We start from the raw sequence: 22705 nt of genomic DNA on the forward strand, positions 1-22705 counted from the left end.
TCACGGTCGCGAAGGCCGTAGGACCCTCCCCGCACCCTGACGAAATGCCGCAGCGTGGTGACACCATCACCTGCGAAGGGAAGTCCGATGGCGCACTCCGAGACCCTTGCCGTCGGCGACATCGACCCCGGCGCATCCCGTTCGACGCATCCCGCGCTGGTGTTCCTCGGGGCATCCGGCACGGTGACCGGAAGCCGGTTCCTGGTCACAGACGGCTCCGACCGGCTGCTGGTCGATGCCGGCCTCTACCAGGGGCTGCGCGAGCTGCGGCGGCTCAACTGGGCTCCGTTCCCGGTGCCGCCCGCGGACATCGACGCCGTCGTGCTCACCCACGCCCACCTCGACCACACCGGCTACCTGCCACGGCTGGTGAGCGACGGCTTCTGCGGTGAGGTGCTGTGTACGCCGGGCACCGCCTCGCTCACCACGATCGTGCTCCGTGACAGCGCCCACCTCCAGGAGGAGGATGCGCGCTATGCCAACGAGGGTGGCTGGACGAAGCACGACCCGGCCCTGCCGCTCTACACCTCGGCAGACGTGGAGCGGACGCTGGAGCGCCTGCACCCGGTGGCGTTCGGAGAACCCCGGCCGGTCGACGGGATGAGCGTGACGCTGCAGCGCGCCGGCCACATCCTGGGCTCGTCGGTGGCGGTGGTCGACGTCGGTGGCGAGCGGGTGGTGTTCAGCGGTGACCTTGGCCGCCCGGGTCACCCGATCCTGAGGTCGCCCGCCAGACCTCCCGCCGCCTCGGCGATGGTGCTCGAGTCGACCTACGGCGATCGACGGCATCCACCGGCCGACCCCGATGCTCTCGCCGACACCGTACGCCGCACGGTGGACCGAGGTGGTGTCGTGCTGATCCCGGCGTTCGCGGTGGACCGGACCGAACTGGTGCTGCTCGAGCTGCTCCGGCTTCGCCGTGCCGGCCAGATCCCGCAGGTCCCGATCTTCGTGGACAGCCCGATGGCCCTGGCCGCGCTGGATGTCTACCGGGCGGCGCTGAGTGCGCACAGCGACGAGCTCAACAGCAAGCGCGCGGCGCCGCTGCAGGACCTCGACCGCCTCGACGTCCACCGCATCCGGGACGCCGCCGCCTCCGAGCAGCTCAATCGCCCCAAGAGTCCGTGCATCATCATCTCCGCCTCCGGCATGGCGACCGGCGGCCGCGTCGTCCACCACCTGCTCCGCCAGCTCCCCGACGCCCGCAACAGCGTCGTGCTCACCGGCTATCAGGCGCAGGGCACCCGCGGCAGGCAGCTGGTCGAGGGTGCCCGGGCGGTGAAGATGCACGGCCGGTACGTCCCGGTGCGGGCAGAAGTGGTCGCGATCTCGGACTTCAGCGTGCACGCCGACGCCGACGAGCTCGTCGCGTGGGTCGCCTCGGCGCCCGAGCTCCCGCAGACCGTCTACGTCGTGCACGGCGAGCCCACCGCCTCCCGCGCCCTCGCCGACCGGATCCAGGACGAGCTCGGGATCGTGGCCGTGGTTCCCCGGCTGGGTGAGCGAGTGCTCCTGGGCTCGTGAGCCCGGTCGGTCTCACCGGTGCTCTGGCGGCCCGGCTTCGTGCTCGAAATGCTCCACGAAGGCGTCCGAACCCGGGAACACCAACGCCTCATGGCCGTTGTCGGACCAACGTACGACGTAGGGCGGGCTGCCGTCGTCGTGGCGGACTTCGAGGATCTCGGCGTCGCGCACGGGCCCGCCGACGTTGTGGCCACGGACCACCAGCCGGTCACCGACTGCTGCGTACATCATCGTGGGTCTCCATCCTTCTTCAGGCGCGCTTGCGCAGCCGGTTCATCTGGCGCGCGATGCTGGCCTCGCTCGGATCGCCTGCCAGGTACACGTCCCAGACGTTCATCACGAGGCCGATCCCCCACAGGAGCAGGACGATCAGCGGCCAGAAGAACGAGTCCGGCGTGAGGATCGCCCAGATTCCCGTGAGCGCCCCGTTCACCAGGACGTACACGAGAAAGTGACCAGCCAGGTCCCGGCGCTTCTTCAGGCGCTTGACGGCGGCGAGGCGCAGTTCCTCCTCGGACGCGATCGCCGGTGGGTCGGTCCGCTCCTCGGCTGAGGTGTTCCGGTCATCCATGGTGACGTCCCCCTTCGGTCGGTTGTCCCATGCTCGTCCTCGACGCTAGGAGGCGGCCATGCCTGGAGCAGCGGTCCAAAGGCCCCCGTCGATGAGTCCTCGGACCCGGTGGCCTGTGACGCGCCCGATCCGCCTCCGGATCAGGGACCACCGTCCCCGGGTGCGGGAAGTTCGTCCCTCCACGGTGGGATGCGGGAGCACCTAGCGTCGACGGCAAGCGCAGTGATGGACGTACCGGAAAGGTAGGACCGCCATGACGATCATCTGGTTCATCGTCTGGTTCATCGCGAACATCGTGGGAGCGCATGAACCCCTCCATCTGGACCCGGTCAACGTCTGGACCGGCACCCTGATCCTCGCGATCGCCCTGGATCTCGGCGGGTCGCACGCGGGAACCGTGTCGTCGAGGCGAGAACGGTGAGCGCCGCGGGCGTCGACGTGAGCCTCTCGGTGCCCGCGTGGCGGCGTACGGTGGGGGTCGTCTCCGCGTTGACCGGTGCGGCCGCGGCGGTCGGGTCGGTCCAGCTGATCACCGGCACCTTCGCCCCGCCGGTCAGCGACCTGCGACCGCTCGGGCTGGAGTCGTGGGTGCTGCCCGGCCTGTGGCTGGCCGGAAGCGTCGCGATCCCCTGCGCGGGCACGGCCGTCCTGGCGTGGCGCCGATCGCGATGGATGGGGCCGGCGGCGGTCGGTGCCGGCGTGCTGCTCCTGGTGGAGCTGGCGGTCCAGGTGCCCTTCGTCGGCCTCGATCCTCTGCAGGCGGTCATGGGGACGGTCGCGGTCTCCTTGGTCGGCCTGGGGTGGTCGAGCGCCCGACGGTCGGGGACCAAGGACCAGCCCTAGCGGTACTTCGTCCCTGGGTACGCACCGCCGTCTCGTCGGATGCTCGACCGAGACGGAAGGAGACAGTCATGGCACATCCTGTGGTGCACTTCGAGATCGCCGGCCCCGACGGGGAGGCGCTCGTCGCGTTCTATCGAGACCTGTTCGGCTGGGAGATCCAGGGCGCCGGCCCCGACTACTGGCTCGCGACGGCCGGAGAGGATGGGATCGGTGGCGGCCTGATGCAGACCCGTGACGACATGCCCTCCTACGTCACCGTGTACGTCTCGACCGACGATCTCGAGGCCGGCCTCCGTCGCGTCGGGGAGCTGGGTGGCGAGACGGTCGTACCGCCCATGGAGATCCCCGGCGTCGGCTCCTTCGCCATGTTCCGCGACCCCAGCGGCAACATGATCGGCCTGTTCCGCGAGTGACCTGCGCGCGGCATCGTCCGCGCGTGCTCGCCGGTCGGCGACATGCGGTCTAACCGATTTGTCGACATCTGTGTCGGCCGGCTCGTCCGCGCCGACTCCACGCAAACATGCCGAAATCCGGTCTTCCCTTCGCGTACTGCCGGTGCTTGACTGCTGCATGACCAGTGACGCACATCACATCAGGCCATACTCCCGCAGCGATCTCGGGCGCAGCTAGAACGAGTGGAGGGAGAACCACGCATGCGGGGTTGGAGAAGAACACGGCTCCTCACCATCGGAGCCGCAGGAGCGCTCGTCCTCGGTCTGACGTTGCCCGGCGCACCCGCCGGCAGCGCGCCACCTTCGGACGATGATCGCGGCCGGGCCGCCAAGGAGCTCAAGCAGACCGGGTCCGACTACAACGACGGCAAGCGTCTCGGCATCGAGCGGCACCGGGGCGACGTGCACGGTCAGCCGCCGAAGGGACCCGCGAAGGTCGGCCAGAGCCGCACCTGGCTCGGGCTCGACGACGCCCAGGGAAGCCTCTATCTCAAGGACTACACACTGCGCGGCGTCGGTGACAACATCGAGGTCTGGGTCGCCGACGACCGGGCGTTCCCAGAGGGTGACTGCCGCAACGAGCTCGGTCTGACCGAGGTGACGGACGCCCAGATCTCGAACTTCATCGCGGAGTTCGACAACACGATCTACCCGATCGAGTCGGAGGAGTTCTCGGTGCCGCCGGACCGGGACGGCAAGCAGGCAGTCCTGCCGGAGCTGATCCCCAACCTGCCCTCCTCGGAGTACAAGGGCGACGGCGACAACATCGTGGTGCTGGTCGACAACGTCCGGGACGCCAACTTCTACGAGCCCGCCACTCCTGACGGGCAGACCTACATCGCGGGCTTCTTCTACTCGGTCTTCAACGAGTACTTCGACCGCAACGTGATGAGCATCGACGTCTTCGACTGGCTCCACCGCACCGGGACCAACCCGCCCGACGACAGCACCGATCCGGCGTACGTCGCCTGCAACCAGGAGCTGAACAGCGCTCCCGGCCGGCAGGTCGGGGCACCCCGGCCGCTGCTGTACGAGGGCACGTTCGCGCACGAGTACCAGCACCTGCTGGAGTACTACGAGGACGCCGACGAGGTCTCCTGGGTCAACGAGGGTCTGTCCGACTACGCCCAGACCCTGGTCGGCTACGTCGACCCGAGCACCCCACCCGACGATCCTGGCGCGGACTCCCATCTGGCGTGCTTCATGGGCTATCTGGATCCGGCGTTCGGTGGCTCGGAGAACTCGCTGACCCTCTGGGGCGACCAGGGCGGGCCGGAGACGCTGTGCGACTACGGCGCGGCGTACTCCTTCATGGAGTATCTGGCCAGCCACTACGGCTCCGACTTCCTCAGCGTGCTGCATCGTGAGGATGCCGGTGGCCTCGAGGGGCTCCAGATCGTGCTCGACCAGTTCGGTGCCGGGGTCTCGGCCCAGCAGACGATCCACGACTGGGCCGCCGCGATGGCTCTCGACGCCGCCCTGGACGCCAACGGCGGCGACCTGAACGGCGGTGACGCGGCGAGGTTCCAGGCCGACTCGCTGTCCGCAAAGATCAACTGGGACAACGCCGAGGCGTGGAACGAGAACGGCGCACCGCCGAACGGCTCGGACTACGTACGCCTGCGCGACGGTTCCGGGGCCTACCTCTCCGCCAGCGAGATCGAGTCGATCAGCTTCGACGGCGCGACGGAGCTGGAGCCGAAGCCGGTCGAGTGGGTGGTCGACGCCACCCCGCCGGACGCCACGGCGGCCGACAGCAGCTGCGGCTCGCCGCCTGCCGACGGCACCGGAGCGGCCGCGCTCTACTCCGGTTGCGGGCCGAACCTGGACCGGTCGGTCGTACGAGCGGTCGACGTGCCCGCCGGTGGTGGGTCGCTGACCTTCGACGCCCTGTGGGACGCCGAGGCAGGCTGGGACTTCGGCTACGTCCAGGTCTCGACCGATGGCGGTGAGACCTGGCAGAGCCTGGCCACGGCCGACACGACCAGCGAGCACGACCCGGGTGCCATCCCGACCGTGGTCGACAACCTGCCCGGTTTCTCCGGTGACTCCGGAGGCTGGCGCCCGCAGAGCGCCGACCTGTCGGCGTACAGCGGGCAGAGCGTGCTGGTGGCGTTCCGCTACATCACCGACCCGGGGGTCGACGAGTCCGGCTTCTGGGTGCGCAACATCGCCGTGGGCGGCACCGCGCTGCCCAGCAACACGCTGGACGGCTGGCAGTCGATGACGCAGGTCAACCCGATTCCGGTCGAGGGCTGGACGGTCCAGCTGGTGGCGTACGGCCCGGCGGGCTCGCCCGCGTGGGTGCACACGCTCGCGCTGGACGGATCGTTCGACGGCAGCCTCAGCGGGGCCGCGCTCGACGCCGTGATCGGTGACACCGCCGAGACCGTGGCGGCGATCGTGATGTTCGACGACCCGACGGAGAGCGTGTCCGATCCGGCGCGCTACACCCTGACGGTCGACGGCGTCACCCAGCCGGGCGGCTGAGCAGCCGACCGATGAGCGGGCCGCGGCCGTCGATGACGACGGCCGCGGTCCGCTGCTGCTCCAGGTCTAGCGGTCGCGCCCCGCGGTCTCGAGCAGACGGAGCCAGATCTCGCTGACCGTCGGGTAGGCGGGGACGGCGTGCCAGAGGCGGTCGAGGGGAACCTCGCCGACGACCGCGATCGTGGCCGCGTGCAGGAGCTCGGCGGTGTCGGGGCCGACGGCGGTGAAGCCGACCAGGATCTTGCGCTGCTCGTCGATGACCATCCGCGCCTTGCCGTGATAGCCGTCGGCGTGCAGCGAGGCGCCGGCGACCGAGCCGAGGTCGTAGTCGACGACGCCGACCTCGATGCCGGCCGCCTCGGCCGACTCGGCGGAGTGTCCGACGGCGATGACCTCGGGGTCGGTGACGATCACCTGCGTGGTGGCCCGCTCGTCGGCCGTGGCGGCGTGACGGCCCCACGTGCTCAGGTCGGGCTCCTCGCCGCGGGCGCGTGCCGCGATCAGGTCGCCCACGGCGCGGGCCTGGTACTTCCCGTGGTGGGTCAGCAGCGCCCGGTGGTTGACGTCGCCGGCGGCGTAGAGCCAGCCGTCCTCGAGCCGGCCGCCGTCGTCGACCACGGCCAGGGCGTCGTCGACGCGCAGCCAGCTGCCGGGCTCGAGGCCGACGTGCTCCAGACCGAGGTCCTTAGTATTCGGGACCCGACCGGTCGCGACGAGGACCTCGTCGGCGGTCACCTCGGTCCCGTCGGAGAGCGTCAGGTGCACCTCCCCGGCGTCGTCGCGACGGACCTCCTCCGCGCCGACGTCGAGATGCAGCGTGACCCCGTACGTCCGGAGCGCATCGGCCACCTGCTCACCCGCGAACTGCTCGACCCCCGGCAGCAGCCGGGTGCGCGAGATGAGGGTGACCTGCGACCCGAGCGCGCTGAAGGCGGTCGCCATCTCGGCACCGACCACGCCGCCGCCGACGATCGCCAGGCGACCGGGGACGGACGTGGCGCCGGCGGCCTCGCGGTTGGTCCAGGGTGAGGCGTCGGCCAGCCCCGGGATCGGCGGGATGAGGGCGGAGGTGCCGGTGGCGATGACCACGGCGTGCCGCGCCTGGATGTCGGTGGTCGTGCCGTCGGCCGCGGTGACCGTGACGGCACGGGTGCCGGTGATCCGTCCGTGCCCGCGGACCAGGGTGATCCCGGCGCCGGTCAGCCACTCGACCTGGCCCGAGTCGTTCCAGTGGGCTGCGAAATCGTCGCGCCGCGAGAACACGGCGGCGGGGTCGAGCGTGCCGGTGACCGCTCGGCCGGCGGCCGGAAGCGCCTTCGCGGCACGCAGCGCCGCCGCGTCCCGGAGCAGCGCCTTCGTCGGCATGCAGGCCCAGTAGGAGCACTCGCCGCCGACGAGCTCGCTCTCGACGATGGCGGCGGTCAGGCCGCCCTGCACCACGCGGTCGGCGACGTTCTCGCCCGTGGGTCCGGCGCCGACGACGATGACGTCGACGGTGAGATCTCTGCTGGCGCTCGTCATGTCAGTTGACCTTACCGGCGCGCTGGCGCAGGCGGACGGCAGAGATGAGGAAGAAGATGCCGCCCAGCGTCGCGTATCCGGCGAGGCCGGTGAGGGACGCGTTCGGGCCGGCGGCCATCAGGATGAATCCGGTCCCGGCGAAGGTCGAGATGCCGCCGCTGAGGATCATCGCCCACTGGCCGCCGAGCCGGTAGCGCCGCACCGCGACGAACAGCTGGACCAGGCCGGCCGTGATGGCCCAGGCGCCCCAGACGCGCAGGACGCCAGGGATGCCGGAGGTGGCGGCGACGGCGACACCGATGGCGGTGAGCAGGCTGAGCGCCATGTTGACGTAGAGCAGGACGCGCGGACCGCTGGCGCCCGAGGTGCGGAAGTCGACCACGGCGGCCACCACGTCGAAGAGCGGATAGATCACCAGGAGCGCGATGCTCACCGGGCCGAGGGTCGACGCGGTGAGGGCGACCAGCACCGCCCACACGATCGCGAACCCGAAGCGGACGAAGTAGAGCTTCGGCAGTCCGCCGGACGGGGTGTTCAGTGTGCCGGAACGGCCGGCCTCTACGGAGGTGGACATCGGATCCCTTTCTCGGACCAGAGCATGAGATAGAACGGTCGTTCTACTTGTTTCGAGATTCTGGCACGGCTCGATCGGAAAATGCAAGACCGATCGTTCTGTCTGCTACCGTCGAGGCAGCGAGAAAGAGAGGGATGACGGATGTCTGAGGCCCGGGATCGACTGCTGAGCACGGCGAGTCGGCTCTTCTACACCGAGGGTCTGCACTCGGTCGGAGTCGATCGCGTGATCGCCGAGGCGAGCGTCACGCGGGCGACGCTCTATCGCCACTTCCGGAGCAAGGACGAGCTCGTCGTGGCGTACCTGACGCAGGCCGACGAGGCGATCCGGGCGCGCGTGGACGCGGCCCGTGCGGAGGTGACGGACCCCGACGACCTCATCCGGACCGTCGGCCGGTCGATCGCGGACGACATCCGGAGCGAGGGGTTCAGGGGCTGCGCGTTCCTCAACGCCGCGGCCGAATATCCGGACCCGGCGCACATGGTCCATCAGGCGGTGCTCGAGCACCGGCAGTGGTTCCTGGCCACGATCACCGAGCTCTTCTCCAAGACGGGGAAGCCCGACTCGGAGTTCGCCGGGCGCCACTTCGTGATGCTGCGCGACGGCGCGATGGCTGCCGGATGCCTGACCGATCCGGAGCCTGTCTGCGAGACCTTCCTACGCGGCCTCGAGGGGCTGCTCGCCTACCGCAGCGGACTGCGGTAGACGAGCAGGCTGGTCACTCGATGCCGTTGTCGGCGAGGAACTCCTTGGCGACCGTGGCCGGGGTGGCCTTGTCGACCTGGACCTTCGCGAGAGCCTCGGTCAGGTTGTCGGTGGTCAGCGCCTCCGAGACGGCGTTGAGCGCGGTCTCGGCGTCGTCGCTGAGCGCCTCGGAGCGGATCAGCGGGACGACGTTCTGGGAGAGGAAGAGGTTCTTCGGGTCCTCCAGGACGACCCAGCCGTTGGTCGGGATCTGGGAGTCGGTGGAGAAGACGTTCGCGACGTCGATGTCGCCCTTCTTCAGCGCGCTGGACGTCAGCGGGCCGCCGGCGTCGAGCGGCTTGAACTCCTTGAACGTGACCCCGTAGACCTCGTCGAGACCGATCAGACCCTGGTGGCGCGTCTTGAACTCCGGGGCACCGCCGAGCGTGAGGTTCTTCGCGACCGGCGCGAGGTCTTCGATGCTCGTCAGGGAGTACTTCTCGGCCGTCTCCTTGGAGACGGTGAGCGTGTCCTTGTCCTCGGCCTCGGACTGAGGCAGCGTCTCGCTGCCCTCCGGCAGGACGTCCTGGAGCGCTTCGTAGACGTCCTCGGGGGCGGAGACGTTCTCCGGGACACCGTCCGGCTTCAGGTAGGCCAGCAGGGCGCCGTTGTACTCCGGCAGCAGGTCGATGTCGCCGCTCTTGAAGGCCTCCATGTAGACCTCGCGGGAACCGATGTTGGGCTTGGTCTCGACCTTGACGCCCTCGGCCTCGAGGGCCTGGGCGTACATCTCCATGAGCAGCTCGCTCTCGGGGAAGTTGGCCGAGCCGACGACGATCGTGCCGCTGCCCGAGTCGGAGTCCGATCCGGAGTCGAGCGGGTCACCGCCGCAGGCGGTCAGGGTGCCTGCCACGGCGAGCGTCGCGAACAGGTACGCGGTGGTGCGGGTTCGGCGGGACATTGAGATACCTCTCGGGTTGCTGGATGGGTCAGCCGGCGAGCTTGGGTTCGGGGCGGGCGGTGGTCGGGCGGTTGCCGGCGCTACGGCCGTCGACGCCGGGCGAGACGAGGAGCCGCTGCGCCCCCGCGAGCACGAGGTCGATCAGGACCGCGAGCACGGCGAGCACGATGGCGCCGGCGACCACCTGGTCGTACTGCAGCGTCGCCAGGCCGTCGAAGAGATAGCGGCCGAGGCCGCCGAGACCTGCGTACGCGGCGATGGTCGCGGTCGAGACGACCTGGAGCGAGGCGTTGCGCAGGCCGCCGATGATGATCGGCAGCGCGATCGGGACCTCGACCCGCCAGGCGATCTGGGACTCGGTCATGCCGACGCCTCGCGCCGCGTCGACGGTCTCGTCGGCGACGGCCCGGATCCCGGCGTACGTGGTGGCGAGGATGGGCGGGATGGCGAGCACGACCAGGGCGATCGTGACCGGGACCAGGCCGATCCCGACCAGGCCGAGGGCGAGCATGAGCACGCCGAGGGTCGGCAGCGCGCGGCCGGCGTTGCCGAGGTTGATGGCGATCAGCGCGCCGCGTCCGGTGTGGCCGATCAGGAGGCCGATCGGGAAGGCGATCACGGCCGCGATCACCAGCGAGAGGAAGGTGTAGCCGAGGTGCTCCAGGATGCGCTGCGGGAAGCCGTCGGGGCTGGTCAGCGACCAGTTGGCTGCGTCGAGCAGGTAGTCGAGGCTCATCGCGCACCCGCTCTCGACCACGGGGTGAGTCCGCGCTGGACGGCGACGATCAGGACGTCGGCGACGACCGCGAGCATGACCGAGAGGACCAGCCCGATGATGATCGGCGGGAGGTAGAAGCCGAGCTGGAACCCTCGGGTGAAGAGCTGCCCGAGACCGCCGATGCCGACCAGGGCGGCGATGCTGACCATGCTCACGTTGGCCACGGTGGCCACCCGCAGACCGGTCAGGATCACCGGCATCGCCAGCGGCAGCTGGACGGCGAACCAGCGGCGCAGGGGGTGGTAGCCCATCGCGGTGGCCGCCTGCAGGACCGTGCTGTCGACCGCGTCGAGACCGTCGGCGGTCGTGCGGACGAGCAGGGCGAGCGAGTAGAGCGTGAGCGCGACGACCACGTTGAGCGGGTCGAGGACGCTGGTGCCGAGGACGCCCGGGAGCAGCAGGAGCAGGGCCAGCGACGGGATCGTGTAGACGACGCTGCCGGTGGTGAGTGCGATGTGGCGCACGGGGGCGTAGCGGTGGACGAGCGCGCCCAGCGGCAGCGAGAGGACGAAGGCGATCGCCACCGGCAGCAGGGCGAGCCAGATGTGCTCGACGAGCGCGGTGAGGACGTCGCCGATGTTGGTCTCGAGGTAGCCCCAGAGGTCACTCACCCTGCCTCCTCCGAGGAAGCCAGGGCCGCCAGCCGCTCCCGCTGCTGCGAACGTACGCTACCCGCGAGGTCCTCGAGCAGGACCAGTCCGTCGGCACGACCCTCGGCGTCGACCCGCACCGCGGCGCCCGCGGGCGAGAGGATGACCAGGTCCGTGACCGTACGCAGGTTCGCGCCGTCGCGGAAGGTGCCCTCGGTCGGGAGCAGCCCGGCGGGACCGCGCCAGCCCAGGGGCCGGCCGTCGCGGTCGACCTCGAGGGTGAGCCCGTCGACGTCGTGGTCGACCGGCTTGAGCGCGATCTCGCTGCCGTCGGCGAAGGAGAGGCCGCGGAAGCCGCGGTCGCGACCCACGAGCGAGGCGACGAAGTCGTTGGCGGGGGCGGCGAGGAGGTCGGCCGGCGGAGCGAACTGGGCGAGGTGGGCGCCGTTCGAGAACACCGCGACCTCGTCCCCGAGGCGGATCGCCTCGTCGATGTCGTGGGTGACGAGCACGATCGTCTTGCCGAGGTCGCCCTGAAGCCTGAGCAGCTCCTGCTGGAGGTCGTCGCGCACGACCGGGTCGACCGCCGAGAACGGCTCGTCCATGAGCAGCACCGGCGGGTCGGCCGCGAGTGCCCTGGCTACGCCGACGCGCTGCTGCTGGCCGCCGGAGAGCTGGGCGGGGTAGCGCTCGCCGAGGTCGGGCGAGAGTCCGACCCGCTCGAGCAGTCCGAGGGCGCTGGTGCGTGCCTCCCGGCGCGAGACGCCCTGGAGGACCGGGACGGTGGCGACGTTGTCGAGGACCGTGCGGTGCGGGAACAGCCCGGCGCCCTGGATCACGTAGCCGATCTCGCGACGCAGCTGTGCCTCCGGGCGGGTGGTGATGTCGTCACCGTTGATCAGGATCCGGCCGGAGGTCGGCTCGATCATCCGGTTGATCATCCGCAGCGCGGTGGTCTTGCCGCATCCCGACGGACCGACGAACACGGTGATCTGGCCGGTCTCCACCTTCAGGGAGAGGTCGTCCACGGCCACTGTGCCGTCCGGATAGCGTTTGGTGACGCCGTCGAACTCGATCACAGCCACCGCTCCTGTCTTTCGTTCTCCACCTGCGGACGCCGTTGCACAAGATCCTCAGCCTGCCAGATCAGGGTGAGGAACAGAAGGTATTAAACGGATGGTCAAACTAGGGTTTGCCGGACTTCGGTTCTCGATACTTGAAATCTGCCACATCTGCCCCGCTCTGTCGGTCAACCGGGGCTCGGCGCCCGAGATGTCGCCGCCGTTTCACGTGGCAACGACGTCGACGTACGCCTCATTCCGGACGATCTCGAGCGACCGGGCGAGCCGTGTCAGTCCTCCAGCGGGCGGAGCTCGTCGGCGTAGGAGACCGAGACGCGGCGCATGACCCCGTCGTCGCTGATCGCGTACTGTCCCATCCGCCACAGCGGAGGCGAGTAGGCGTGGATCGAGACCGAGCCGTCGACGGCGCCGCTCATCCGGTGGATGTGGTCGGGGCCGAAGCCGAAGCTGCGGCCCGCGCCGACCTCCCGCTGCACCGGCTCGCCGCCGAACCGCGGTTGCTGCTCGACGACCGCCCCGTGGGTCACCGCGACCGCACCCGAGGAGATGTCGTGGTCGTGCCAGCCGGTGTCGTCGACGGTGTTCCAGCACAGCAGCCAGACGTCGATGTCCTTGTCGCGGTAGAGCGAGACGTAGTGGCGCCCGCCGGTGTCGTGGCGCGCCAGGTGCTCCCACAGCTCGGGGCGCGCGGCGAGCTCGTCGACCCAGGTGCGGAGCTCGCCGGGGGTGAGGGTGCGGCCCGGCAGAGCGGGCAGGTCCGCGGTGCTCAGGACGCTGTCGACGGTGGGCACGGTGACGGTCGGTTCGGTGATGGTCATCGGTCTCCTCCGGTGAGCAGATGGTGCGGGTTGGCGACGAAGATCGCCCGGCTCAGGGCCTCCCCGAGGCCGGGGTCGGTCGGTTCGGCGTACGGCCGGTCCGAGCCGTTGACCAGCGGGTCGACGCCGACCACGCGGGACATCGCGTCGATCGCCTGGGTGCCGTAGGACGAGGTCTCGTAGTAGACGTGCCGGTCGATGGCGCCGAGGCTCCCGCCGCGCTGGGCGAGGCGTTCGTGATGGAGCGGCGCGAGTCCGGCCAGCCCGACGAACGCGATCCGCAGCGTCGGGAGCAGCGACCTGCCGGCGACGTGCCAGGCGTGCCAGGCGGCGCTCTGCTGGGCGACGTACGAGGTCAGGGCGGGCCACCAGCCGGGCAGGTCGTCGTGGTCCGTCGTGGGACCGGCGGGGCCGGGATGGACCAGGACGGGCAGGTCGGCCTGCTCGGCCGTCGCGAGCACCGGAGCGAGGGCCTCGAGCGCGGAAGGCGTCGCGAGCGCCGTGGCCGGCACCTGGAGGCCGTGGATGCGGTCGTTCTTCAGGAGCGTCGCGAGATCGTCGAGGTCGGGCTCGACGAGGCCGGGTGCCGCCCAGAGCCCGTAGTCGGCGGGGAGCTCGTCGGAGAGGCTGTGCCAGGCGTCGAGCAGCGGGCGGGACTGTTCCGGGCCGAGCGACTCGATCCCCAGCGGGCTGGAGAGCGACAGCAGCACCAGCCCGTCCTCGCGTGCCGCACGACCGGCGAGATCATGATCCGCGGGGTCGACGGGGTAGGGCGGCTCCCCGTCGAGATGGAGCACCCAGCCGTCGAGGTAGGGAGGCTGCCGCCGCCGGCGCAGCTCCTCGACCAGTGCCGGCGGCCACAGGTGCTGGTGGACGTCGACCGGGCGCTTCATGGGCTAAGTCAATAAGATTAGTTGTGATTAAGCAAGCCCACTCGCCCGTACGGCACCATGGCGGGATGACCGACACGAACACCCAGATCCTGCTCCGCGCCCGCCCGGTCGGCGAGCCCACCGCCGAGGACTTCTCGATCGTCAGCTCCGAGGTGCCGGTGCCGGCCGAGGGAGAGGTGCTGCTGCGTACGAGATTCCTCTCGCTCGACCCCTACATGCGCGGACGGATGAGCGATGCGCCCTCGTACGCCGAGCCGACCGCGCTGGGCGGCGTGCTGCCCGGCGCCACGGTCGCCGAGGTGGTCGAGTCGCGGGACCCGTCGCGGCAGGTGGGCGACGTGGTGCTGGCGTACGGAGGCTGGCAGTCGTTCTCGATCGCGCCGGCCAGGCACACCCGCCGCCTCGACCCGTCCGTCGCGCCGGTCTCCACCGCGCTGGGGGTCCTGGGGATGCCCGGCTTCACGGCGTACGCGGGGCTGACCCAGATCGGGCAGCCGAAGCCCGGAGAGACCGTCGTGGTCGCGGCCGCGACCGGTCCGGTGGGCGCCACGGTCGGCCAGATCGCCAAGATCCTCGGCTGCCGCGCGGTGGGGATCGCCGGCGGGCCGGAGAAGGTCGCCCACCTGACCGAGCTCGGCTTCGACGCCGCGCTGGACCACCGTGCGCCCGACTTCAAGGACCAGCTGAAGGCCGCCGTCCCCGACGGGATCGACGTCTACTTCGAGAACGTCGGCGGGCACGTGTGGAACGCGGTGCTGCCGCGGCTCAACAAGTTCGCCCGGGTACCGGTCTGCGGTCTGATCGCCCACTACAACGACACCTCCGCGCCCGAGGGGCCCGACCGGGCGCCCGGGCTGATGCGGCACGTGCTCAACAAGTCGCTGCTGATCAGGGGTTTCATCCAGACCGAGTTCGTCCGTGACCACGAGGAGCGGTTCCTCACCGAGGCCGCCGGCTGGCTGGCCGAGGGCAGGCTCCGCTACCGCGAGGACGTCACCGAAGGACTCGAGAACGCGCCCGCCGCGTTCAACCGGATGCTTCGCGGTCAGAACTTCGGCAAGACGGTGATCAAGGTCTGACCGAGCTCAGGCCGTCGGCGAGGCGGTCGGGGACTCCTCCGTGACCGTCTCGCCGGGGGCGGCCGCTTCCGGCGCAGGCTCCTTGAGGTCGGGGAAGTCCGGGTTGCCGTAGAGCGTGCGGAGGTGCTCCCTGATCGCGAGGTCCGTGGGCAGGGTGGTCTCGGGCTCGAACGTCGCGATGCAGTTGGCGATCACCGCGTCGTAGGTGGCCTTGTCGTCCACCTCGAAGGTCTCGCCGTAGACCGCGATCGCGGCCGCGTCGCAGGGCTCGGCGAGGGTCGCTGCCGTCGCGGCGTCGGTGGGCGTCGGAGTCGGCGTGGGCGTCGGGGTGGGCGTCGGAGTCGGCGTGGGGTCGACCGGCTCGCTGGTCTCGCCGTCGCCGGGGTCCGTGCCGTCGGTGGGCTCAGTGGTGGGGTCCGTGCTGGGGCCGGTGCTGGGCTCGGTCGAAGGCTCGGGCTCGTTGTCGCCGGAGCCGCTGTCGGACTCCACCGGCTCGGCCGGCACCGGCGTCTTGGCGGCGCCGTTGGTGTCGGCGTCGGGCTTCGTGACGGTGTTCGAGGTGCGCGGGAGAGCGGACGCGTTGGGCCTCACCGCGGAGGGGGTTCCGCCGTCCACGCTCGGTGATCCCGGGAACTCCCCGTTGCGGTACTGGTCGGCGATCTTGAGCACCGCCTCGACGTACGTGTCGCTCTGGTTGTAGCGGTAGACCGCGGCGTTGGCACCGGAGTCGGTGCTGACGTCCTCGGTGCCGGCGCACAGGAATGCCGCCGTGGCGACGGCGGCATCGTCGATGTCCTGGGGGTCGCGGCGGTTGTCGCCGTCGCCGTCGGTGCCGGCGAAGGTCCAGGTGGAGGGGATGAACTGCATCGGGCCGACGGCGTGGTCGTAGACGGTGTCGTGGTCGTAGAGACCGTTGTCGGTGTCGCGGACCGCCGCGTAGTTGCCGGCGCCGTTGAGCTGCGGGCCGATGATCGCGGGGAGGGCGAGGCCGTTGGAGTCGAGCTCGCTGCCGCCGAAGCGGCCGTGGTTGCTCTCGACCATGCCGATCCCGGCGATCAGCGCCCAGTCGATGCGGCAGGAGGCGTCGGCGTCGTTGAGCACGGTGGCCGCGCGCTGGTAGGCGGCGAGGGCGACCGGCGGGATCGACAGCTCCTCGGCGTTGGAGGCGAGCCGCACCGCGTCGGTGGGGGTCAGGTTCTTCACGCCGCCCAGGCCGTTGGCGATGCCCAGCGGGTCCTGAAGAGCGCCCGGGTCGGGCAGCTCGGGCTGCTGGTGGCCGGTGTCCAGGCTCCCCTCGTCGGGGGCCAGGAAAGCGAAGGCAGCGGTCAGCGCGACGGCAGCCACGGCCCGAGGCCCGAGGCTGGTCAGCGCCGCTGTGCTGATGCTTCTGGCCCAGAACTTTCGGGGTGCTTTGGTCATGCCGGTCTCACCTCATCCACGCGTGGGGGACGTGTACGTCACCTGAGCCTACCCAGGTATTCCACTTCGGCGCCCGGCAATAAGAAATCACCCCCATTGGTGATGAATCGCCACGGTCGTGCCACCTGACGTTGGGCTGGTGTTCCCCGGCTCGCCGCCTGGTCTCACCTTGCGGCTGTCACCGTGGACGGCATGACTGAACGGACGCGTCTGTGGATGGTTCCGCCGGGCGCGGCCGCGGGCTGGGGCGTCGGGTTTCTCCCGCAGCTCGTCCAGCCCCAGCCGCTCCTGCTCGCCCCGATGGTCGCCGAGCTGGTCTCCTTCACGCTGCTCGCCGCCGCGCTCGGCGGGCTCGCCGCCGGCCTGCGCCCGGACCGCCGGCTGGTCAGCGCGACACTGGCCGGCGCCGGCGTCGTGGGTGCGGCGCTGCTGGGGCTGACGCTCGCCGCGGGACCCGCGGCGACCAACCCGAGGATGCTGAGCCACCTGATCGTCATCGCCGCGATCACGACGGTCGCGGGTCTCACCGCCGGGATCGCGGCAAGCCTCGGGCCGTGCGTGCTGCGGGCTCCGATGCTGGCAGCGCCGGCCGTCTGCGTACCGCTCTGGCTGGACGGCATGCTCCCCGGTGACCTGCCGTCGTCGGTGATCGACGCGCTGCTGGCCGCCGCGCTGGTGACCGTCCTGGTGACCTCCGTACGCCGCGCCGTCGACGTCGTCGCCTGGGTGCCGGCCTGGATCCTGGGCTGGGCGATGCAGACGCTGCTGACGGTGCTGGTGGCCATCGGCGTACTCATCCAGGAGGGGCGCTCCGTCGACGCCGGGCTGCTCTCCTCGCACCTGGTGTACTTCCACGAGCGCTGGAACGAGCCCGCGGTGCACTACCCCGCCGGATGGGCCCTCGCCGGTGTCCTGGCACTGGCGTTGGTGGCGTGGAGGCTGCGTGACACCCTTCGGGTGTGAAACGGACGCTCATCACCGGAGGCACCCGCGGCATCGGCGCCGCCATCGCTCGTCGGCTCGCCGCTGACGGCCACTCGCTCGTGCTCGGCTATCTGTCCGACGAGGCTTCTGCCACGGCGACGCGCGACGAGATCCGGGCCCTCGGGGTCTCCTGCGAGATCGTGGCCGCGGACATCACCACCGACGCCGGGATCGCCTCGCTCTTCGAGGCCGCCGGGCCGATCACGGGCGTGGTCAACAACGCCGGCGCGACCTACCGCTACGCCCCTCTCGTCGACACTCCTGCGGACGAGATCCGGAGGACGTACGACGTCAACCTGGTCGGTCCCACGCTGGTCGCCCGCGCGGCGGTGTCCTCGCTCGCCGAGGGTGGCGTGATCGTCAACATCTCCTCGGGTGCCGCGACCCTGGGATCGCCGGGAGAGTACGTCCACTACGCCGCCGCGAAGGCCGGGATCGACGCGCTCACCAAGGGCCTCGGGCTCGAGGTCGCCGCGCTCGGCATCCGGGTCGTCGCGGTCGCCCCCGGACTCACCGAGACCGACCTGCACGCCGCGACCGGCGACCCCGGCCGGATCGAGCGGATGGCTCCCCAGATCCCGCTCGGCCGCGCGTCCTCGCCCGACGAGGTCGCCGAGGCGGTCGCCTGGCTGATGAGCGACAAGGCTTCCTACGTCACCGCGACCACGCTCCGGGTGGCCGGCGGGCGGTGATGTCACAGGACGGCGGCGTACGTCGTCCTGGTTGGCATGAACATCATCTTGTGGATCCTGACCATCTTTCTGGCAGCCGGGTTCCTGGCCGGTGGGGTGGCGATGCTGGTGCTCTCGAAGGAGCGCTTTCGCAACGCCTTCGACGGCTGGCGCTACGCCGATGACTTCCCGGACGGCTTTCTCAAGGTCATCGGTGTGATGAAGGTGCTGGCCGCCGCCGGGCTGATCCTGCCCCCGGTGACCGGGACCGCGACGTGGCTGGTGCCGCTGGCCGCTCTCGGGCTGGTGCTGCTGATGACCGGCGCGGCGACCACCCGCATCATCCGCCGGGAGTGGGGCGCCTTCTACGGCGATCTCGTCTTCTGGGGGCTGGCGGCCTTCGTCGCGTTCGGTCGGCTCGAGGTCGTGCCGTTCTAGGCAGTTCCGCTGCGGGCACGAGCGGATGTGACCATTGATCGCGACCTTGGTTACATCTCGCTCGTGTCGCGCGACGGGGCTTGCCGGATGGCCCACAATCTCCTCATGAGGCCCCAGGTGGTCGCGCATCGCGGCGCCAGTCATGAGATCGCGGAGCACACCCTGGCTGCGTACGTCGCAGCCCTGGATGCGGGTGCGGACGCCTTGGAGTGCGACGTGCGCCTGACGATGGACGGTCACCTCGTCTGCGTCCACGACCGGCACCTGCGCCGGATCGGCGCGCGTGGGCTCGTCTCGGAGATGACCCTCGCCGAGCTGCAGGCGATCGACTTCGCGGCCTGGAAGAACGGGTTCTGGGAGGGCGAGGACGAGCCGCCGGACCGGGACATGCGGGGTGTGCTCACGCTGCACCGGCTGCTGCGGGTCGTGCGGGACTACCCCCGGCACGTCGAGATGGCGATCGAGACCAAGCACCCGACGCGCTACGGCGGGCTCACCGAGGGGCGGCTGGTCGACGTGCTCAACGACTTCGGCTGGGCGGGTCCGGGCAGCCCGGTGCGGGTGATGAGCTTCTCCTTCACGGCGCTGCAGCGGGTGGAGCGGCTGGCCCCCGGCGTACCTCTGGTCCAGCTCATCGACCGTGCCGCCAACTGGTCGCTCCTGCGGCACGCGATCGGCGAGGACTGGTGGCTGGGCGCCGGGATCGAGATGCTCACCGCCCACCCCAAGCTCGCCCGGCGGCTCGCGTCGAAGGGGCGCAACCTCCACGTCTACACCGTCAACACCGAGGAGCAGCTCAAGCTCTGCCTCGACCTCGGGGTCAACGCGGTCATCACGGATCGTCCGGGGTTCATGTTGGAGCTGCTCGGCCGTTAGGGTTCGGACGTGGCCAAGAAGTCCCGAGTCAAGAACCGTCAGGCGGCTGCGGCCCCGACGGACGGTCCAAACCCGCGCGCGGCGTGCCCGTGCGGGTCCGGCAAGCGTTACAAGGCGTGCCACGGTGCCGCCGGCGGCGCGTTCGTGGGGCGCCCCTTCGAGGGCCTGCCCGGCGAGTGCGACCTGGTCGCGCTGCGCGAGCTGGTGCCCTCGGCGACGGTGTCGCTGCAGGTGAAGGGCTACGAGTCGACCCCGGTCACGCTCGGCACCCTGCTGCCCGGCGCCGCGCCGGCGATGTCGCGCGACTCGGGCGAGGTCTGGGCCGGGCTGCAGGTGCAGCACAACTACGGCGACGTGTCGCGTGACGTCGCCGCGGCGCTGCTCCAGGCTCTGGAGAGCCGCGCCGCGGGTGAGTCCGGCATCTTCGGCCTCACCTCCGCGCCGGGCGAGGGCCCGCGGCTCCAGGACATCGTCACCAACTCGTCCCTGGACGTCACCGTCCACGAGGGCTTCGACTGGTGGCTCGCCGACGTCGAGGACAAGGGCGACTTCGAGCACGCCCTCGAGCACGCCAACGAGTCGGTGCTGCCGACCGAGCGGCTGACCTCGGTCGAGGCTGCGTACTGGACCTCGGTGGGCTCCAAGGAGCACCTGCGCTGGGTCATGCCCGAGCCCGAGGACGCCCTGCTCACCGCGCTCGCGCGGCTGCACGTGGCCGGCGACGACGTGATCGTCCCCGACGCCCGTTTCGTCGGCATGTTCCGCGCCCACGGCCTGCTCGCCCCCGTCTGGGACCTGCCGGTCGGCACCGGCGCCGAGGCGCTCGAGGAGCCGGCGGTGGCGTTCAAGAAGCTGCTCGACGAGGCGCTCGCCGACGACTCCGAGATCACCCCCGAGGTCCGCTCGGCCCGCGCCGGGCTCGCGAACCGGCAGGTCACCATCCGCTGATCCCCGCTGGTCGAAGGCCACTTCGTTCAGACCTCGGAGCCGCTAGGCGGAGGCGTGTCGAGACCAACACAGTCCTGACGCGCTCGACGGGACCGTGTTGGTCTCGACACGGATTCGTTCGTTCCTCACGAATCCGGCTCGACCAGCGTGGTCACCGCTCGACCGGCAACCACAGCTCGCACGAGGCGTACGTCTCGGTGAGCTCGAGGTAGCGCAGGACCGACGGTCCGGGGCGGAGCCGCCACGGGTTCGACGGGAACCAGTCGGTCGCGGTCGCGGCCCAGAGACGCTGCAGCGTCTCCGGGTGCGGGCCGCTGGCGGCGAAGACCGCCCAGGAGCCTGCCGGCACGGTGATGGCATCCAGCTCCTCCGGCACCGAGGCCGACGGCGTGACCGCGACCCCGTGCAGGTAGGTGATCATCGTCCCCTCCGGTGCATCGGGCGACGGGGAGTCGGTGACCGCGAGGATGCCGCGCGGGTCGGTGTCGTTGAGCTCCTTGAGCCGGACGTGCTCCGAGGGCTCGAGCGAGGCGATGTGTGCCTGGATGTGCGGATTCACGCCCTCGTAGATCAGCGGGACCTTGGCGGCGTGGCCGACCAGGCGCAGCTCGGGCATGTCGTTGATGGTGACGTCCATCGGGGTGCTCCCTTCGACGCTCAGGCGGAACCTGAGCGTGGGTTGTGTGCGTAGCGGACCACCGGACCGGCGTACGTCGGCCGGAGCCGAACCGTGCACCGCACGGAACGCGCGCCCGAACGCCTCGGTCGAGCCGTAGCCGTAGCGCACCGCGACCTCCAGGAGGTCGGGGGCACCGGCGACGAGGTCGGCCGCGGCCAGGGTCATCCGCCGGCGGCGGACGTACTCGGACAGCGGCATCCCGGCGAGCGCCGAGAACATCCGGCGCAGGTGGTACTCGGTGGTGCCGTGGTCGCGAGCGACCCGAGCCACGTCCACCTCGCCGGTGAGCCCGTCGTCGAGCTCGGCCTCGACCAGGTCGACCAGGGTGTTGAGCGTGCCGATCATGTGGTCCTCCTGTCGCCGTCAAGCCTGGCTCGGGAGCACCCCTCCGGGCCCGACTTTTCTGGCCCGGTTCAGTCGGGCGGGTTCAATCCGATGTGGACCGCAGCCGGAACGCCTGCAGGCGTGAGTAGCCCTTCACGCTCGCCCGCCGCATCTTCTCGACCTGGAAGCCGTCGACGTCCTCGAGCGCCGCCGCCGCGTGCTCGTCGACGACCACCGACGAGGGTCGGGCGACGGTCGTGAGGCGGGCGGCGATGTTGACCGTAGGGCCGAAGACGTCGCCAAGCCTGAGCACCACGTCGCCGTAGGAGATCCCGGCTCTGACGTGGGGAAACGCGCTGTCGCGGTCTTCGCCCAGCGCGGCCAGCTCCAGCGCCGTCCGAGCGGCGGAGGGGACGTCCTCGAAGGTGAAGAACACCCCGTCGCCGAGATACTTGATCACCCGGCCGCCGTGCTCGACGACGACGTCGGAGCAGGTGTCCTCGAACTCCTCGACCCAGTCGACGAGCTCCTTGTCGCTGAGCCGCTTGGAGCGGGCGGTGTAGCCGACGATGTCGAGGAACCCGACCGCCAGCGGCACCGCGGACGCGTCCGCGACGGTGAGCATCCGGCGGGCCGCGCTGACCAGGTGGCGGCGCCAGACGTAGTCCTGCAGCGACTCGACCAGCGGCAGCACCTGCGCGGTCAGCGCGACCAGGTCCTCGACCTCGTCGCCGCCCCGCTCGCGGGCGACCTCGGCGAGCAGCGACGTCTGCCACTCGGCCAGGCGGGCGTAGGAGCGCCCCCAGGTCCGCACGAGAGCGGCCTGCCGGTCCTCGCTGAGCACCCCGAGACGTACGAGCTCCTGCGTCATCCGCAGCGCCTCGACGTCGGCCTCGGTGAAGGCGATCTCGTCGTCGCCCGCGTGCGGGAAGCCGAGGTGGTGCCAGAGGTCCTCGGCGACCTCCATGGGCACGCCGACCGCGCCCGCGACGTCGGCGCGGGTCAGTGTGGGCGTCTGTCCGAGGACGAAGGACTCGACCACGGCCAGCGCTTCGGCCAGCTCGATGTCGGCCTCACGGCTGCGGCCGTGGTCGAGACCCTCGTCGGTCTGGTCGTCGAGCGTCAGGAGCCGAACCTGTCCTTGGCGACCTTGTCCAGCGCCCTCGCGAACGACGGCATCTCCACGGAGAGCTGCTGCAGCTTGTCGGCGCTGAGGTGGATCAGGTCGAGCGGCGTGAGGGCGACGATGGAGGCCGTCCGCAGCGACCCCCGCATGATCGCCGCCTCACCGATGATGTCACCGGGACCGCACTGGGCGATCTCCTCCTTGTCCCGGCGGACCGAGACGGTGCCGTCGAGGATGATGTAGGCCTTGTCCGGCGGGGTGTCCTCCCAGATCGGCGACCAGCCCTCCGGCAGATGCACGCGGGTGCCGGTGGCGCTGATGTGCGCGATCTCCTTGGGCGTGAACATGGAGAAGAACGACTCGGTCACGAGGTTTTCCTT

The 22705-nt window shown here is 70.6% G+C and carries 25 protein-coding genes and 1 pseudogene; 12 read left to right on the plus strand and 14 right to left on the minus strand.

The features are described 5' to 3' along the window. Positions 1-87: 87 nt before the first annotated feature. Positions 88-1524, plus strand: a complete 1437-nt coding sequence (locus tag ACWZJV_RS15410; protein WP_457176925.1) for an MBL fold metallo-hydrolase RNA specificity domain-containing protein — start codon at positions 88-90, stop codon at positions 1522-1524. Between the two features lie 12 nt (positions 1525-1536). Here the strand turns inward: ACWZJV_RS15410 and ACWZJV_RS15415 are convergent, their stop codons facing one another. Together ACWZJV_RS15415 and ACWZJV_RS15420 are read right to left on the minus strand one after the other, a co-directional pair. Next, positions 1537-1755 (minus strand): DUF1918 domain-containing protein, encoded by a 219-nt coding sequence (locus tag ACWZJV_RS15415; RefSeq protein ID WP_457176927.1) that lies wholly within the window; start codon positions 1753-1755, stop codon positions 1537-1539. A gap of 19 nt (positions 1756-1774) precedes the next feature. Continuing rightward, a complete protein-coding gene (locus ACWZJV_RS15420; protein ID WP_457176928.1) occupies positions 1775-2095 on the minus strand; it encodes a 2TM domain-containing protein in 321 nt (106 codons plus the stop codon). Between the two features lie 253 nt (positions 2096-2348). Between ACWZJV_RS15420 and ACWZJV_RS15425 the strand changes: the two genes are divergently transcribed. From ACWZJV_RS15425 to ACWZJV_RS15440, 4 genes are all read left to right on the plus strand, one after another. Beyond that, entirely contained in the window at positions 2349-2516 is a 168-nt protein-coding gene (locus ACWZJV_RS15425) for a hypothetical protein (RefSeq protein WP_457176930.1), read from the plus strand. Then, positions 2513-2938 (plus strand): hypothetical protein, encoded by a 426-nt coding sequence (locus ACWZJV_RS15430; protein ID WP_196875968.1) that lies wholly within the window; start codon positions 2513-2515, stop codon positions 2936-2938. Before ACWZJV_RS15425 ends, ACWZJV_RS15430 begins: the two co-directional genes overlap by 4 nt. A 68-nt stretch (positions 2939-3006) precedes the next feature. Beyond that, a complete protein-coding gene (locus ACWZJV_RS15435; RefSeq protein WP_008355893.1) occupies positions 3007-3351 on the plus strand; it encodes a VOC family protein in 345 nt (114 codons plus the stop codon). A gap of 240 nt (positions 3352-3591) precedes the next feature. Beyond that, positions 3592-5880 carry a peptidase M6 gene (locus ACWZJV_RS15440; RefSeq protein WP_457176933.1) on the plus strand — a complete coding sequence of 763 codons (2289 nt, stop codon included), beginning with the start codon at positions 3592-3594 and terminating at the stop codon, positions 5878-5880. Positions 5881-5946: 66 nt separating this feature from the next. Here ACWZJV_RS15440 and ACWZJV_RS15445 read toward each other — a convergent pair whose 3' ends face one another. Next, complete coding sequence (locus ACWZJV_RS15445) at positions 5947-7401, minus strand: dihydrolipoyl dehydrogenase family protein (protein ID WP_457176934.1); 1455 nt, start codon at positions 7399-7401, stop codon at positions 5947-5949. Position 7402: 1 nt separating this feature from the next. Continuing rightward, positions 7403-7975, minus strand: a complete 573-nt coding sequence (locus ACWZJV_RS15450; RefSeq protein ID WP_457176936.1) for a hypothetical protein — start codon at positions 7973-7975, stop codon at positions 7403-7405. 141 nt (positions 7976-8116) lie between these two features. Here ACWZJV_RS15450 and ACWZJV_RS15455 point away from each other — a divergent pair, with 141 nt between their 5' ends. Continuing rightward, complete coding sequence (locus ACWZJV_RS15455) at positions 8117-8680, plus strand: TetR/AcrR family transcriptional regulator (RefSeq protein WP_008355900.1); 564 nt, start codon at positions 8117-8119, stop codon at positions 8678-8680. Positions 8681-8693: 13 nt separating this feature from the next. Here ACWZJV_RS15455 and ACWZJV_RS15460 read toward each other — a convergent pair whose 3' ends face one another. The 6 genes and pseudogenes from ACWZJV_RS15460 to ACWZJV_RS15485 all read right to left on the minus strand — a co-directional run bounded on the left by ACWZJV_RS15460 (position 8694) and on the right by ACWZJV_RS15485 (position 13781). Next, a complete protein-coding gene (locus tag ACWZJV_RS15460; protein ID WP_008355901.1) occupies positions 8694-9620 on the minus strand; it encodes an ABC transporter substrate-binding protein in 927 nt (308 codons plus the stop codon). A gap of 28 nt (positions 9621-9648) precedes the next feature. After that, positions 9649-10356 carry an ABC transporter permease gene (locus ACWZJV_RS15465; protein WP_457176939.1) on the minus strand — a complete coding sequence of 236 codons (708 nt, stop codon included), beginning with the start codon at positions 10354-10356 and terminating at the stop codon, positions 9649-9651. After that, a complete protein-coding gene (locus ACWZJV_RS15470; protein ID WP_457176941.1) occupies positions 10353-11009 on the minus strand; it encodes an ABC transporter permease in 657 nt (218 codons plus the stop codon). Before ACWZJV_RS15470 ends, ACWZJV_RS15465 begins: the two co-directional genes overlap by 4 nt. Positions 11010-11344: 335 nt before the next feature. Further along, positions 11345-12067 (minus strand): annotated as a pseudogene (locus tag ACWZJV_RS15475) (ABC transporter ATP-binding protein); the annotation flags it as partial. Between the two features lie 272 nt (positions 12068-12339). Then, positions 12340-12888, minus strand: coding sequence for a cysteine dioxygenase (locus tag ACWZJV_RS15480; protein ID WP_457176942.1), 549 nt, complete (start codon positions 12886-12888; stop codon positions 12340-12342). After that, positions 12885-13781, minus strand: a complete 897-nt coding sequence (locus tag ACWZJV_RS15485; RefSeq protein WP_457176945.1) for an amidohydrolase — start codon at positions 13779-13781, stop codon at positions 12885-12887. Before ACWZJV_RS15485 ends, ACWZJV_RS15480 begins: the two co-directional genes overlap by 4 nt. A 65-nt stretch (positions 13782-13846) precedes the next feature. On the opposite strand from ACWZJV_RS15485, the gene ACWZJV_RS15490 reads away from it, so the two are divergent. Continuing rightward, positions 13847-14860: an NADP-dependent oxidoreductase gene (locus tag ACWZJV_RS15490; protein WP_457176947.1), complete on the plus strand. Its 1014-nt coding sequence runs from the start codon at positions 13847-13849 to the stop codon at positions 14858-14860. A 6-nt stretch (positions 14861-14866) separates the two neighbouring features. Here the strand turns inward: ACWZJV_RS15490 and ACWZJV_RS15495 are convergent, their stop codons facing one another. Continuing rightward, positions 14867-16279, minus strand: a complete 1413-nt coding sequence (locus tag ACWZJV_RS15495) for a lytic transglycosylase domain-containing protein (RefSeq protein WP_457176949.1) — start codon at positions 16277-16279, stop codon at positions 14867-14869. A gap of 192 nt (positions 16280-16471) precedes the next feature. Here ACWZJV_RS15495 and ACWZJV_RS15500 point away from each other — a divergent pair, with 192 nt between their 5' ends. The 5 genes from ACWZJV_RS15500 (at position 16472) to ACWZJV_RS15520 (ending at position 20196) form a co-directional block, all read left to right on the plus strand. Further along, a complete protein-coding gene (locus tag ACWZJV_RS15500) occupies positions 16472-17242 on the plus strand; it encodes a hypothetical protein (protein ID WP_457176951.1) in 771 nt (256 codons plus the stop codon). Further along, positions 17239-17955, plus strand: coding sequence for an SDR family NAD(P)-dependent oxidoreductase (locus ACWZJV_RS15505; RefSeq protein ID WP_457176953.1), 717 nt, complete (start codon positions 17239-17241; stop codon positions 17953-17955). Before ACWZJV_RS15500 ends, ACWZJV_RS15505 begins: the two co-directional genes overlap by 4 nt. Positions 17956-17991: 36 nt before the next feature. Then, positions 17992-18372, plus strand: a complete 381-nt coding sequence (locus ACWZJV_RS15510; RefSeq protein WP_457176955.1) for a DoxX family protein — start codon at positions 17992-17994, stop codon at positions 18370-18372. Between the two features lie 105 nt (positions 18373-18477). Then, the gene (locus tag ACWZJV_RS15515) at positions 18478-19248 is read left to right on the plus strand and encodes a glycerophosphodiester phosphodiesterase family protein (protein WP_196875954.1); all 771 of its coding nucleotides are present in this window, start codon (positions 18478-18480) and stop codon (positions 19246-19248) included. A gap of 9 nt (positions 19249-19257) precedes the next feature. Then, positions 19258-20196, plus strand: coding sequence for a DUF5926 family protein (locus tag ACWZJV_RS15520; protein ID WP_008355916.1), 939 nt, complete (start codon positions 19258-19260; stop codon positions 20194-20196). A gap of 151 nt (positions 20197-20347) precedes the next feature. Here the strand turns inward: ACWZJV_RS15520 and ACWZJV_RS15525 are convergent, their stop codons facing one another. The 3 genes from ACWZJV_RS15525 to ACWZJV_RS15535 all read right to left on the minus strand — a co-directional run bounded on the left by ACWZJV_RS15525 (position 20348) and on the right by ACWZJV_RS15535 (position 22693). Next, on the minus strand, positions 20348-21220 hold the full coding sequence (locus tag ACWZJV_RS15525) for an AraC family transcriptional regulator (RefSeq protein WP_008355918.1): 873 nt from the start codon (positions 21218-21220) through the stop codon (positions 20348-20350). 82 nt (positions 21221-21302) lie between these two features. Further along, positions 21303-22241 (minus strand): adenylate/guanylate cyclase domain-containing protein, encoded by a 939-nt coding sequence (locus ACWZJV_RS15530; protein WP_457176958.1) that lies wholly within the window; start codon positions 22239-22241, stop codon positions 21303-21305. An 80-nt stretch (positions 22242-22321) separates the two neighbouring features. Continuing rightward, positions 22322-22693: a cyclic nucleotide-binding domain-containing protein gene (locus ACWZJV_RS15535; protein ID WP_008355922.1), complete on the minus strand. Its 372-nt coding sequence runs from the start codon at positions 22691-22693 to the stop codon at positions 22322-22324. Between the last annotated feature and the right edge of the window lie 12 nt (positions 22694-22705).

The sequence above is a fragment of the Nocardioides sp. WG-D5 genome (assembly GCF_054031175.1).

Bases quoted from the DNA above. Each gene is read 5' to 3' on its own strand.
- ACWZJV_RS15420 (WP_457176928.1), bottom strand. From the start codon at position 2,095: ATGGATGACCGGAACACCTCAGCCGAGGAGCGGACCGACCCACCGGCG.
- ACWZJV_RS15455 (WP_008355900.1), top strand. From the start codon at position 8,117: ATGTCTGAGGCCCGGGATCGACTGCTGAGCACGGCGAGTCGGCTCTTC.
- ACWZJV_RS15510 (WP_457176955.1), top strand. From the start codon at position 17,992: ATGAACATCATCTTGTGGATCCTGACCATCTTTCTGGCAGCCGGGTTC.
- ACWZJV_RS15515 (WP_196875954.1), top strand. From the start codon at position 18,478: ATGAGGCCCCAGGTGGTCGCGCATCGCGGCGCCAGTCATGAGATCGCG.
- ACWZJV_RS15460 (WP_008355901.1), bottom strand. From the start codon at position 9,620: ATGTCCCGCCGAACCCGCACCACCGCGTACCTGTTCGCGACGCTCGCC.
- ACWZJV_RS15500 (WP_457176951.1), top strand. From the start codon at position 16,472: ATGACTGAACGGACGCGTCTGTGGATGGTTCCGCCGGGCGCGGCCGCG.
- ACWZJV_RS15490 (WP_457176947.1), top strand. From the start codon at position 13,847: ATGACCGACACGAACACCCAGATCCTGCTCCGCGCCCGCCCGGTCGGC.
- ACWZJV_RS15495 (WP_457176949.1), bottom strand. From the start codon at position 16,279: ATGACCAAAGCACCCCGAAAGTTCTGGGCCAGAAGCATCAGCACAGCG.
- ACWZJV_RS15435 (WP_008355893.1), top strand. From the start codon at position 3,007: ATGGCACATCCTGTGGTGCACTTCGAGATCGCCGGCCCCGACGGGGAG.
- ACWZJV_RS15440 (WP_457176933.1), top strand. From the start codon at position 3,592: ATGCGGGGTTGGAGAAGAACACGGCTCCTCACCATCGGAGCCGCAGGA.
- ACWZJV_RS15485 (WP_457176945.1), bottom strand. From the start codon at position 13,781: ATGAAGCGCCCGGTCGACGTCCACCAGCACCTGTGGCCGCCGGCACTG.
- ACWZJV_RS15480 (WP_457176942.1), bottom strand. From the start codon at position 12,888: ATGACCATCACCGAACCGACCGTCACCGTGCCCACCGTCGACAGCGTC.
- ACWZJV_RS15525 (WP_008355918.1), bottom strand. From the start codon at position 21,220: ATGATCGGCACGCTCAACACCCTGGTCGACCTGGTCGAGGCCGAGCTC.
- ACWZJV_RS15445 (WP_457176934.1), bottom strand. From the start codon at position 7,401: ATGACGAGCGCCAGCAGAGATCTCACCGTCGACGTCATCGTCGTCGGC.
- ACWZJV_RS15450 (WP_457176936.1), bottom strand. From the start codon at position 7,975: ATGTCCACCTCCGTAGAGGCCGGCCGTTCCGGCACACTGAACACCCCG.
- ACWZJV_RS15465 (WP_457176939.1), bottom strand. From the start codon at position 10,356: ATGAGCCTCGACTACCTGCTCGACGCAGCCAACTGGTCGCTGACCAGC.
- ACWZJV_RS15415 (WP_457176927.1), bottom strand. From the start codon at position 1,755: ATGATGTACGCAGCAGTCGGTGACCGGCTGGTGGTCCGTGGCCACAAC.
- ACWZJV_RS15410 (WP_457176925.1), top strand. From the start codon at position 88: ATGGCGCACTCCGAGACCCTTGCCGTCGGCGACATCGACCCCGGCGCA.
- ACWZJV_RS15425 (WP_457176930.1), top strand. From the start codon at position 2,349: ATGACGATCATCTGGTTCATCGTCTGGTTCATCGCGAACATCGTGGGA.